Source organism: Pedobacter sp. UBA4863 (assembly GCF_002399615.1).
Classification (GTDB): domain Bacteria; phylum Bacteroidota; class Bacteroidia; order Sphingobacteriales; family Sphingobacteriaceae; genus Pedobacter.
This window is the reverse complement of record NZ_DHDZ01000009.1, coordinates 18,295-30,687: the sequence shown is the minus strand read 5'-3', so window position 1 is coordinate 30,687 and position 12,393 is coordinate 18,295. Positions and strand designations below refer to the sequence as shown.

The following is a 12,393-nucleotide window of genomic DNA, read 5'->3' as shown; positions in this document are numbered from 1 at the left end:
TGAAATAAATTCAGCATGACGGAGCGATTATAGACCGTCACCCTGAATTTATTTCAGGGTCAGTGTTACAAATACTCTATCAGAGTATTAATAATTAATAGAATAACAATCGAAGGTTTCTAATAAAGAAATTCAGGCTGAAAGTGTAAATTTCTTTATTTCCTCTGGTTCTTTTTGCTCTCGTTAAGAATTGCTTCTTTACTTAGCTTTTTTGCTTTTTCTTGCCTTTTATTACGTTCTTTCTCTTTTTGCTCTTTGCGATAGTTGCCCGTTATCTTTTTCAGTAGTTCGCCAAAAGTGTCAAATTGTTGGTTGTAAACTAAGCCCAAAGAAAAAACATTTTTATAGGGATCAATGCCTGGGTTAGCAAATATACTTTGAATGGTAGGTGGTTTATTGGCAATTTTACCTACCAAACTACCATCTTTTTTAATTAAGCCCAATATTTCTAGCTCATGGCCAACCTCGTTTTTAAAACCAATAGCGTTGTCAATAGAACTTTTGCTGATATCGGTAATGCCGGCACTGATGATTACACGATCGTTAAAAAGTTTAGCAGAGGCGCTCGCTTCGTTAAAAGAACGGATATTAATATCTACAAAGTTTAGGTTTAAGCTCGATAAAACGTTGTTTAATTGGTTGAAAATTAAATCGGTAGCAGTACCTGTGCCTACCGAACCTAATTGTTGGCTTAGGTTTTCGGCGCCTGTACCCGGGGCAAACCTACGCTGTATAATTAAGCTTAATGCCTGTGTGTTTAAGTTATTTCCATCGTTAAAGTACGATTGTAATTCGTCTTTAATGGCCGGATTGGCAGGGAAAAAAATATCTAATTTAATATCTGGTTTCATTAACAGGCCGCTTAATCCCATTTCTACTTCGGTTTGCGCCGTTTGGGTGGCGTTGCTACTAGCGTCTCGGTTTGCCGCTTGGTATAAATCGGCTAAAGCTGCCCTCAGCGTATAAATTGCTTTCAAATTAATTTGCGCATTAATCGGGTTGCCCGTCCATCTAATGGTACCGCCTTGTCTAATCTCAAACCTTTTATTAATAACTTCTCTTGCCGTAAAGTCAAAAACACCACTTTCTATAATGTAATCGCCTTTCATCTCAAAATCGCCAACTTTAGAAATGTTTAGCTCTAATTCTGCATTGCCCGTGCCACTAAGCTTGCCTAAAACCGTGTAAATGTTCACCGTAGTGGCGGGATCGACAGCTAGTTTAAAGTTCATGCTCAGCCCCTCAAAGCTCGATTGCTTTTTAATTACTTTGGTGGTGTCTTTACTTACAAAAGTGATAAAATCTTTATCTGTAATGGTTTCTGAGCTGTTTAGGGGCAAGCTAAAAATGGTGCCCTTTTCAGTCTTTGCATTAATGTCGATAAACATATCGTTAGTAGGGCCCCTAAAAGAAAACTTTCCTGTTCCATAAGCCCTGCCAAAATAAACAGCATTATCCTTAGAGGTGGTATTTAGTGCCATTAAGCCCTTAGCCTCTAGTTCTACCTGTATATTAGGGTTGTCTAGGTTCTTCATGTCCACCGTACCGTTTGCCGTACCTTTATGTCCTTCCAAATCCTCTAAAACTAAATTATCGAGCTGAATTGAGCTGTTTTTTACCGATACTTCGTTGTTTATAATGTAGGTTGTTTTTAAATAATTAACGGTTACTTGTGCTTTGTCTAGCTTAATGTCGCCGTTAATTAGTGGCGCATCAAGTGGGCCTTTTACAGTCAAATCTGCCGATACTTTCCCTTTTAAGTCCGAAACTAATTTATGCACAAATGGAGAAAGCAGCGCAAGCTCGCTATCGTCTAACTTTACATGGAGGTCTATTAACTTTTCTGCAGCGTTAATGTTTCCGGTAATGTTAAAGGTTTCTCGGTCGGCAGCTACAATTTTGCTATATACATTGGCTAGCTTAGCTGTGCTGCTATAAGAGGAGGTGTCTGATAGGCTGCCGATATACGTGTTGTTAAAAGCTAAGGAATCGATACGCATACTATCGGTTACCAATGGTAATTTAAGCAGGCTCCTAATTTTTGTTTTACCATTGGCAATACCCCCAAATGTAAGACCAGAGCCTTTAAGGAAAGGATTGATGGTTTTAAGGTTAAAGTTTTCTAACGCCAGTACTACTACATCTTCAGGATCGTCAGAAATCATCCCATCTAGCTTTAGCTCTTGCTTGCCATTGCTTAACGAGAAGTTGCTCACCTTGGTTTTGCCTTGATTAAATGCTATGGCTACCTTATCTTCAATGTTCCAGTCTTGATGGTTAATTTTAAGGTTGGATGGTAGGATGCTGATTTTGGAAGTGTCTGACATGAACTCTACCAATCCGTTTAAATCCAGTTGGTTGGCATCGTCGGCATTTGATAATTTAACGTTTAACGAGAGGCTGTCGTTACGGAGGATATTCGAAATATTTACATTCTTAATATAGAGGCTATCGTTAAGGTCAACCCTGTCTGAAGACACAATTGCGGTCAGTTGTCTTGGTGTAGTACTTTCATCTATAATGATGTTGTTGGCAGTAATGCCTTTAAATTTCAAGCGCCTAATTACGCCGCCTAATGTGGCAATGTTGTTTCTCGAATCGAAAGCACCCACCAAGAGCGATTGTTTGTCGATCTCCAGCCCAGGGGAAATGAGTTCGGCTATGGGTTCAAAATCTTTAATCGTTAAACGGAAATCGAATACTTGTGTTTTGTACTTGCTTACATTTGTTTGCAGCGAAGGGATATATGTTTTTGCAATTGCTTTAAAATAAGAGGCAATGCTTGCTAAATCGTATTGGCCTTTAATGCCTGCTTCGAGAATATCTGAGTTAATGCTCAAGCTCCTGTCCATGCCCGTGCCCTTGGCATTTAGATAAACCGAATCTACTTTGTAAATGCCCCTAAGGTTATTAATGGTTATTTCTTGGAGCAATAAATTTCCCTGTAAATTATCTAGGTTAGTGCCCGAGAAATTAGTGCTAAAAATAGCATCAACTTTAAGCGAATCTTTATAGAGTTTAAGTGTTTTTAATTTGGCATTCCTAATGTTTGCCTTAAAGTTAAAAACTGGTAATTCTGGGTTTAAATTAACACCACCATCAAAATCTAACTGTACATTTTTATCATTGATCTTTAAATTTCCATCAAAAAACTTCTTTTCAAATGTGCCGTTGATATTAATGTTGCGGTACCGATAGCCCTTAAAATCTAGGTAGCTAATTTGTCCTTTTAATTCTTCGCTTAAATTTTTAACCTCAATTCCTCTGCCTTTAACGTAAAGTTCGGATGTTATTCTGCCCAACAATTTCTCGTTTACCAAATCGCCGATATGAAAGTCGTAAGTTTTTACATTGCCGGTATAGGAAGGTATGCCTGCTTTGTCGATCTTCATGTTTACGTCAGATTTTAGGCGGCCTAATTTGGTTTTAAATTCGCCGTACGCTATAAAATCGTTCTGAAAGCCGGTAAAGTAGCCGTTAAAATTAATGTTGCCAAACTTATTTACAATTTCTGGAATAGATTTTATGTGTTTGCCAGTAAGGTCGGTTAAAATCTCATCTAAATCTTTTTTGTTGGTGCCGGCAAGCTCAATTTTCATATCCATGAAAGTTTCGTCCCAGTTAGGAAGGCCCTTCATGTTAAAATCGCCTTTAATATAAGTTGCTCTGCCTGCTTTAATGGCTAATTTTTTTGCTTTTAAATTATTCACCAAACCAGTTATTTGCCCATCTACCGCTATGTCTAGTTTCATGTTCTTTAAAGCTGGTGCAAAAAAGGCAACATCGCTAGAAGATACGTGGCTGTTAATGAAATTGGCCTTCATTCTTACCTTATTTTCATAATCTTTAAAATCGCGGAAGCTTTTAAACTTCATTTGATAATAATTGGTAAGACGGGTTTTGTTGGTGACTAGCAACAGGTTTTTTAGCTCTATGGCATTGCTGTCTATAGTGGTAAAAGCACTAAGGTTTTTAAGGTAAAAACCGCTTTTTTCTTTGAATGTAAGGTTTTTAATGTTGGTTTGGATGATGTGTTGCTTGGTGTTCAGCTTTTCAAAAATGCCGTTCATGTTGGTAACGTCAACATCTTCAAAATTTACCCCATTCACCTTTTCGTTATATTTCAGGTTTTTGTATTTGAAATGAAGATTGTTAATAATGATACGATCAAACGAAATTTCGAACTTTTTCTTCTTCTTTTTCGGGGTAGTTGGGCCACTGTCAAAATAATCTATAATAAAATCTAGATTGGTGTTGCCGTCTTTTTGGGTTTTTAAAAAGAAAGTGCCATTGTTTAACTGAACGGTACTCACGTCTAATATCCGCTGTTTAAGCGAAAATCGATTAATATCTACCAAAAATTTAGGGAAGTGTGCTAAAGTGTCTTTATGTAGGTCTAAAACCAACAGTTCTTCTAGCACTACAGATTTAAAAGGTTTTATATGAAGCCCTCCAACTTTTACAGTAGTGTTTAATTCTTTAGAAAGATAATTGGCTGCTTTTTTTGCTACATAAGTTTGTACGGCCCTAAATTGTAATGAAAAAAGAACAACAGCAACCAGTAATATGATTGAAGCTACGACCCATAGCAGTATTTTTAATAGTTTTTTAATAATTTTGCAGCTTAAATATTTTTATTCGTGTCTGTCATATTAGCTATAGAGTCGTCATGCGACGAAACATCAGTTGCCATTTGTGATAACGGCAAAATTACTGCCAATGTTATTGCAAACCAAACAATTCATGAAAATTATGGAGGCGTTATTCCAGAATTGGCTTCTAGGGTTCACCAACAAAATATTGTGCCCGCCGTGCAACAGGCCTTGGCTATAGCTGGCGTAGATAAAAAACAGCTTAATGGGGTAGCTTTTACGCAAGGGCCAGGCTTGTTGGGCTCGCTTTTGGTGGGCGTTTCTTTTGCAAAATCTTTCGCCTTGGCATTAAACCTGCCCTTAATTTCGATAAACCACATGCAGGCTCATATTTTGGCTCATTTTATTGATCAGCCCATGCCTTCATTTCCTTTTTTGTGTTTAACGGTATCTGGCGGCCACACCCAAATTGTTTTGGTAAAAGACTATTTTGAGATGGAGATTGTGGGCGAAACGCTAGACGATGCAGCAGGCGAAGCATTTGATAAAACAGCTAAGATTTTAAACTTACCATATCCTGGTGGCCCGTTGATAGACAAACACGCTAGGGAGGGCAATCCGAATGCCTATCAGTTTCCAGAGCCTCAAATACCGGGATTGAATTTTAGTTTCAGTGGCTTTAAAACGGCAATTCTTTATTTCGTAAGAGACCGTCAAAAGGAGAACCCAGCTTTCGTAGCAGAAAATTTGGCTGATATTTGCGCCTCGGTACAACACAGCATTGTCAATATTTTACTTAATAAGCTAAAAAAGGCCGCTAAACAGTATCATTGTAAACAAATAGCTATTGCGGGTGGGGTTTCTGCTAATTCTGGTTTGCGCAATGCACTATTGTCTTTGCAAGATACCTTGGGTTGGCAAGTTTTTATTCCTAAATTCGAATATTGTACAGACAATGCGGCCATGATTGCTATTGCAGGTTACCACAAGTTTTTACAGGGAGATTTTGTGGGGCAAGAAGTAGCGCCAATGGCTAGAATGAACTTTTAATACCATAAATATGCAAGCAACCAGTTATATCTTTTTTGGCTTATTGGCCATACCGTTAATCGTATTTTTAATTTGGGTAATTAAACAAGATAAGAAGAAGAATTATTTGGGTTTAGTACTTTTGCTCATCGGGGCTATTATAGCAGCATATACCATCATAAGACTTGATGCTTCTTTTGTGAAAGAGAAAGGTTTGCAACCGCAAGAGCATGCTGCACCAAAGCCATCGAGTTTTAGGTAATAAGTTAAATTCTAATTTCTTTAGAGGATAAAAATAAGAAAGCTATTGGACGGGTTTAATTTTTTTAAATATGGCTGTTGAAATAAAAAGCTCGCAAATCTTAATTGACTTGCGAGCTTTTTTTATTCTAATTAGAAATAATTGCCTAATTCTCCTCTAACTGTTCTCCTGTTACTTCTGTTCTAATACGAGTTTCAATTTCTTCTGACAATTCTGGGTTATCTAGCAAAAGCTGTTTAACGGCATCTCTACCTTGGCCTAGTTTAGTGTCTCCGTAAGAAAACCAAGAACCTGCTTTTTTAATGATGCCAAAATCAACACCTAAATCTATGATCTCGCCAGTTTTAGAAATACCTTCACCAAACATAATGTCAAACTCTGCCAAACGGAAAGGAGGTGCAACTTTGTTCTTTACAATTTTTACTTTAACGCGGTTACCCGAAACTTCATCAGAATCTTTAATTTGAGAAGTTCTGCGAATATCTAAACGTACCGAAGCATAAAACTTTAGCGCATTACCACCCGTAGTGGTTTCTGGGTTGCCGAACATTACACCAATTTTTTCACGTAGTTGGTTAATGAAAATACAGCAACATCCGGTTTTAGCAATTGTACCCGTTAATTTACGCAGGGCCTGGCTCATTAAACGAGCTTGCAAGCCCATTTTGCTATCGCCCATTTCGCCTTCAATTTCTGCTTTTGGTACCAATGCCGCAACAGAGTCGATTACAATTACATCAATAGCGCCAGAACGGATTAAGTTGTCTGCAATTTCTAAAGCTTGTTCACCATTATCGGGCTGAGAAATCAATAGGTTGTCGGTATCAACACCTAATTTCTTGGCATAAAATTTATCAAAAGCATGTTCCGCATCAATAATTGCAGCAATGCCACCTTTTTTCTGGGCTTCGGCAATAATGTGTGTAGCTAAAGTGGTTTTACCAGACGATTCTGGTCCATAAATTTCAATTACACGTCCTTTTGGTACACCGCCTACACCCAGCGCAATATCTAAACTAATAGAGCCCGTAGAGATAACGTCCATGCTTTCTACTGCTTGGTCGCCAAGTTTCATGATAGAGCCTTTACCGTAAGATTTTTCAAGTTTATCTAAGGTAAGCTGTAATGCTTTTAATTTTTCTGTATTTGGATTCATGTCTTTTAAATTCTGGGAATAAATATACTAATACGTTTCGGCAACCACTAATTATTTTTAACTAATAATTTTAGCAAAAATATCGAAATGTTTTAAATTTATGCAATTATTTTTAGAAATATTTTTTAAAGTATTAGAAACTGTTTAAAAATGATATTAATATTTTACAGGTTGGGTTTGGTGCTGACACCAAACTGTAGCTATGGCTGTAGGTGGGTGTCCCCACCTGCCTATGTATTTATTCTTATTTTCGAGGTTTTCCTCACTTTTTTAGCTTTTTGTAGCTTTTCGTAATATTGGCAAAAATGAGTTAATTCACATATATCGCATTTTGGACTGCGGGCCACGCAAACGTACCTGCCATGTAAAATTAGCCAATGGTGCGCCATTGCAATGGTATGTTCTGGTAAGTTTTTTACCAAATCTTTTTCTACGGCCAAAGGTGTTTTTCCTTTGGTTAGGCCCAAACGGTTGGCTACCCTAAATACATGGGTATCTACAGCCATTGCAGGCTCGTTATATACTACCGAAGCTATTACGTTGGCAGTTTTGCGTCCCACACCGGGCATTTTCTGTAATTCCTTTACATCAGAAGGTACCTCGTTGTTAAAATCGTTTAAGAGCATGTTGGCCATGCCCACCAAATGTTTGGCTTTGTTGTTCGGGTAGCTTACGCTTCTAATATAATCAAACACAATGTCTGGCGTGGTTTCTGCCAAGGCCTTTGCATTTGGGAAACGTTGAAAAAGGGCAGGGGTTACCTGATTAATGCGCTTGTCTGTACATTGTGCCGATAAAATTACCGCCACCAATAACTGATAGGGATTGTTATAATGAAGCTCGGTTTCTGCATGTGGCTGTTTGGTAGAAAAATGCTCTACAAAATGACGGTAACGTTCTTTTTTTAGCATAAGCGAAATTACAATTATTAGTTCATTGGTTCAAGAGTTCGTTAGCTTATTGAGAAAGGTTTAGTAGTTTACACCTTAACTCAAAAATTCTACCTTTGTACCATGGCTCGTAAACAAACCAAATCGAATGCAAAAAAGCCTTTATTTAAGCGCATTGCAATTGTTGCAGGAAAAATATTGTTGTGGTTTTTTGTGTTTTCTCTAGTTTGGGTGCTGGCCTATCGTTTCATTAATCCGCCAATTACCTTTTTAATGGTGCAACGTAATTGGGAGCGCAAAGCGGATGGAAAGCCAGCGAAGATTAAAAAACAATGGGTCAAATTTGAAGATATTTCCGATAATATGAAGCGTGCGGCCGTATCTTCCGAAGACCAGCTTTTTCTCCAACACATGGGCTTCGATTTGAAAGCCATAGAAAAGGCGTACAAAAACAATAATAAGATCGGGAAAAAGAAAGTAAAGGGAGGCAGTACCATTTCGCAGCAAACTGCTAAAAATGTGTTTTTATGGCCTGGGCGCTCTTATGTTAGAAAAGCTTTTGAAGCTTATTTTACGCTGCTGATAGAAGTGTTGTGGAGTAAAGAGCGCATTTTAGAGGTGTATTTGAATGTGATAGAAATGGGCGATGGTATTTACGGCGCCGAAGCTGCAGCTCAAAAATATTATGGACACTCTTGCATGAAGATGAGTAGGGCAGAAGCAGCGCTGTTAGCAGCCTGTTTCCCTAACCCGTTGCGGTGGAACCCCAATAAAGCTACGCGTTATATTAAGCACAGGCAGTATTTGATTATGCGAAATATGCGCCTACTAGGACCATTAGATTTTTAGTGGCATGACTTAAGTTTTAAACTAATGACATTTCTTAAACCAATATTGGTTTTTTGTATTGTAAATTACATCCAATAGCTAAGGGAGGAAAATAAATGTCAACTATTGCAATTAAAAGAATTTATGAAGAACCTGTAAAGGCAGATGGCTATAGGATGTTGATAGATAGGTTATGGCCGCGGGGTGTTAAAAAAGAGCGGGCAGCCATTGAGGAGTGGAATAAAGAAATAGCACCATCTGTTGAGCTGAGAAAATGGTTTAACCATAAAGCCGAAAATTTTAAGCGATTTTCTGAGCGGTATGAACTGGAGTTGTATGCCAAGCCGCAAGACATAGAACGGTTGCTGGCCCTGGCCCAACACCAAAAACTCACGTTGCTGTACGCCGCTAAAGACGAAAAAATTAATCATGCGCTAGTACTTTTAAATGTTTTAAATAAGTTAAAACTTAATGCCAAATAATGATGGAGAACAAACCTATAAAAAGACATGAAGCGTTACGGCCATTAAGCCGAGAACACCATCATGGGTTATTGTTATGTTGGAAAATACGCGAAGGCTTTAAAAGAAATGTCGCCACAGCACGTATAAAGCAATATGCCAACTGGTTTTGGGCAAATCATTTACAATCACATTTTGAGGAAGAAGAAAAGTTTGTTTTTGTGGTTCTGCCTAAAGATAACGAGCTGTTAAAAAGGGCAATTGCCGAACATCATAGCATAGCACAGCTTTTTAACCAAGAAGAAGATGTGGTAAATGCTTTAAATGCCATAGCAGAAGAACTAGAACAGCACATTAGGTTCGAAGAGCGTATCTTGTTTAGCGAGATACAGCAAATGGCAAGTGAGGCACAGCTTGATGCCATTGCACAGCACCACCACGATGTGTTATGCGATGACTGGAGCGATGAGTTTTGGAAAGATTAATGCTGTAATAGAAAGTTCGAAAACGAGTTGTAGTCTTAAAAATTATTCTCTGTCTTTCTTTTTATTCCATTTAATTTTAAGTGTTCCATTTTCATCTACAGCTTTAAGATGCAGTACAATGCCTTTCATGCGAGCCAGCTCACGCTCTTCGGGGTCAATAATTTGGGCGCTTTTTTTAGGGTCTCGTAACGGAATATCTAGTGCAATGTTGGTGCCGCTGTTAAAACCGTAAACGCCCTTTACATCAAAATTAATGGCTGTAGAATTTACCTTCATTGGGCTAATATCAACATGATCGCCGCGTAACGTAAGTTTGCCATTCAGTTTTTCTAATGCTATATTAGAAAGGTTTCTGCTTCTAAATATAAATTTGCCTACTTTTTCTAAAGGCTCAAAACCAACTAATGCAGCTTGGTCTAAGGTGAAATTTACTTTGCCGTACATAGATTTTGGTACAAGGTTCCCTTTTGTGGTAATATTGCCAGCAGCGTTAACGTTTGCAGATAAAAATCCTGCTAGGTTTTTGCTGGTAACAGATTGCTGTCCGAAATTGTCAAAGGCATAGAAAAAGTCTTTTACGCTAACGCGATTTACGCTGGCATTAAAGCTAAGCTTGTTTATTGTGCCCTGTTGCTCTATCTTTCCGTTTGCATTAATATTTCCACCAGCGTGTTGCGCTGTCATTTTGTTTAAATAAACGCCATTGCCTATTAACGAGATGTTGGCTTTTACCTTATTGGCTACAAAGTTGTTGTAAACTATCCGGTTAACATTTAGCATTAAATGTACTTTTGAGGATTCTAAGGCTGTGCTTAACTGTACGGAAGCTGCTTTTATGGCATTTTTTGTAGAACTTTTACGATGTTTTATATGACGAGGTGATAAAAAAGGTACCAATTCACTTAAATGTAAGTTGGGGCTGTTTAAGCTTACGTTGATGTCTATTTTTTGAGGATCAGTGTAGTAGAAGTTTAAAAAATTTGCAATGGTACAGTTTACAGTAAGTATGCTGTTGCCCAGTTGAAATTTGCTGTTGCTAATGTTTAAATCTTTGTGGTTGAAATTCAACTCCACGGAGTTATTGATGAGCTTTAAGTTGCGTGGAAGGTAAGTAATGTCTGCATTTTTAATGGCAACTTTGCCGTGTATAACTGGTTTGGTAAATAAAAAACTGTCTATGTCGGCTTGGCAAAATAAACTTAAATCGGCAGTGCCTTTACCAAATTTAAAATTTTCTTCTTCAAAATATTCGTTTAGTTGCTTTAGCTCAAATTTCGATGTGACTAAGCCCTTGGCTATTGGTTTCTCTAGGTTGGTTATGCTAAACGTGTCAACCCGTATTGGCGCACCATAATAATTTGCCTTTAAATCGTAAAACCTAATTAACGAGTTAGCGTCGCCAATAGGCCTGTTTGTAGTGTCTTTGTTAGTGAAAAAACCCGTAAAACTGCATTGCTGAAGTTCTCCAGAGGGAATGGTTACTGTATTTTCTTTAACTTTTATGCTGACGTTAATAAGTGGGTCGCGACTACTTTTGCTGCCATCGTCAATAATACTAGCGGTAATGTCTATGGGTTTTGCTAGGTCAAATTTTAACAGTTTCGATGAAATGTTAGGAGCGAGCAACTTGGCCACGTTTGGGTACAAAAGTTTATCGGCCCTAATGGCAATAGAAAAAGCGGAGTTGTTTTTGGCCGTGTTAATATTTGCGCCAATACTAAAAGTGTCGTTGCCTATTTTAATTGGCTTTTGGTCAATAATGATAATTTCGCCACCATCATCATAATGTGCTTTCATGTTGCCGCTAATGGTTTTGTCTTTTAGAAAACTTCCTTTTAGAGTGTTAAAGGCAAAGCTTCTAATTAAGATGTTTACTTTAAAATCTCCATCCCACCTGCCTAGCGGATATTTTATTTTCCCCTTCAATTCATTTACATAAAAGCTAAATAATTTGAAACGTTTCTGATTGTCAATTACCAAATCAACTTTGTTAAAATCTATTAACCTTATTTGTAAAGCGCTGTTAGAGTTTTCATCATTTTTTTGAGCTGTGTTGGCTTTGCTAAACATTTCGGCGTTGCTGTAGCCGTTGGTAGCGGTATAGAGGTAAATGCTGGCATTATTGATGGCAATTTTGCGGATATTAATAGTGCCCACTAACAGTGATAAAACATTTAAGCTAATGTCAATGTCTTTAGCGTTTAGTAGGTCGTGTTGGTGCTGGCCCCATAGGCTATCGCGTAGCGATACATTTTTTAATGATACCGATACCCCGGGGAAGCCTTTTAATAAGGTAGTTTCCATGTGCGAAACCCTAACCGTACCCTTAACGGTGGTATTTACCTGAGTTAGAATTTTAGCAAGAATAGCTTTGTTGTTTTGATGGATATAATAGGCTGCACCTATCCAAAAAAGAATAAACATAATTAATAAAGCGCCTACTATTTTTAAGGATATCTTGAGCCAACGTTTCATAAATGGTATTGTTGCTTAGATAACAAAAAAAGGTGAAGGTTGTTTTTGGGTAGGGTGCTGAGCTTAGTATTTACTATTTACTGAAAAAGCGAATTTGTTTTAATTTAGCAAAACAGGTAAGAACAATTTTATAGCTTAATACCCGTAGTGCCTTACCCATAAAACAATAAATAATTGATATGCAAATATTTGTATATCAAGTTTAAATCCTCCCC

The 12,393-nt window shown here is 37.7% G+C and carries 9 protein-coding genes; 5 read left to right on the top strand and 4 right to left on the bottom strand.

Going from position 1 to position 12,393, the window contains the following annotated elements; translation table 11 throughout:
• Positions 1-155 precede the first annotated feature (155 nt).
• Positions 156-4,421 carry a translocation/assembly module TamB domain-containing protein gene (locus B3I52_RS01440; RefSeq protein WP_293297782.1) on the bottom strand — a complete coding sequence of 1,422 codons (4,266 nt, stop codon included), beginning with the start codon at positions 4,419-4,421 and terminating at the stop codon, positions 156-158.
• A gap of 219 nt (positions 4,422-4,640) precedes the next feature.
• On the opposite strand from B3I52_RS01440, the gene tsaD reads away from it, so the two are divergent.
• Complete coding sequence (tsaD, locus tag B3I52_RS01435; RefSeq protein WP_293297779.1) at positions 4,641-5,642, top strand: tRNA (adenosine(37)-N6)-threonylcarbamoyltransferase complex transferase subunit TsaD; 1,002 nt, start codon at positions 4,641-4,643, stop codon at positions 5,640-5,642.
• Between the two features lie 10 nt (positions 5,643-5,652).
• A complete protein-coding gene (locus tag B3I52_RS01430) occupies positions 5,653-5,883 on the top strand; it encodes a hypothetical protein (protein WP_293297776.1) in 231 nt (76 codons plus the stop codon).
• Positions 5,884-6,028: 145 nt separating this feature from the next.
• On the opposite strand, the gene recA is transcribed toward B3I52_RS01430, so the two are convergent.
• The gene (gene recA, locus B3I52_RS01425; RefSeq protein WP_293297773.1) at positions 6,029-7,039 is read right to left on the bottom strand and encodes a recombinase RecA; all 1,011 of its coding nucleotides are present in this window, start codon (positions 7,037-7,039) and stop codon (positions 6,029-6,031) included.
• A 230-nt stretch (positions 7,040-7,269) separates the two neighbouring features.
• Complete coding sequence (gene nth, locus B3I52_RS01420; protein ID WP_293297771.1) at positions 7,270-7,950, bottom strand: endonuclease III; 681 nt, start codon at positions 7,948-7,950, stop codon at positions 7,270-7,272.
• Between the two features lie 102 nt (positions 7,951-8,052).
• Between nth and mtgA the strand changes: the two genes are divergently transcribed.
• The 3 genes from mtgA (at position 8,053) to B3I52_RS01405 (ending at position 9,703) form a co-directional block, all read left to right on the top strand.
• Complete coding sequence (mtgA, locus tag B3I52_RS01415; RefSeq protein WP_293297769.1) at positions 8,053-8,778, top strand: monofunctional biosynthetic peptidoglycan transglycosylase; 726 nt, start codon at positions 8,053-8,055, stop codon at positions 8,776-8,778.
• A gap of 95 nt (positions 8,779-8,873) precedes the next feature.
• A complete protein-coding gene (locus B3I52_RS01410; protein ID WP_293297767.1) occupies positions 8,874-9,239 on the top strand; it encodes a DUF488 domain-containing protein in 366 nt (121 codons plus the stop codon).
• The gene (locus tag B3I52_RS01405; protein WP_293297764.1) at positions 9,239-9,703 is read left to right on the top strand and encodes a hemerythrin domain-containing protein; all 465 of its coding nucleotides are present in this window, start codon (positions 9,239-9,241) and stop codon (positions 9,701-9,703) included. The genes B3I52_RS01410 and B3I52_RS01405 overlap by 1 nt, the downstream gene beginning before the upstream one ends.
• Positions 9,704-9,745: 42 nt before the next feature.
• Here the strand turns inward: B3I52_RS01405 and B3I52_RS01400 are convergent, their stop codons facing one another.
• Complete coding sequence (locus tag B3I52_RS01400) at positions 9,746-12,178, bottom strand: AsmA family protein (RefSeq protein ID WP_293297761.1); 2,433 nt, start codon at positions 12,176-12,178, stop codon at positions 9,746-9,748.
• Positions 12,179-12,393: the final 215 nt, after the last annotated feature.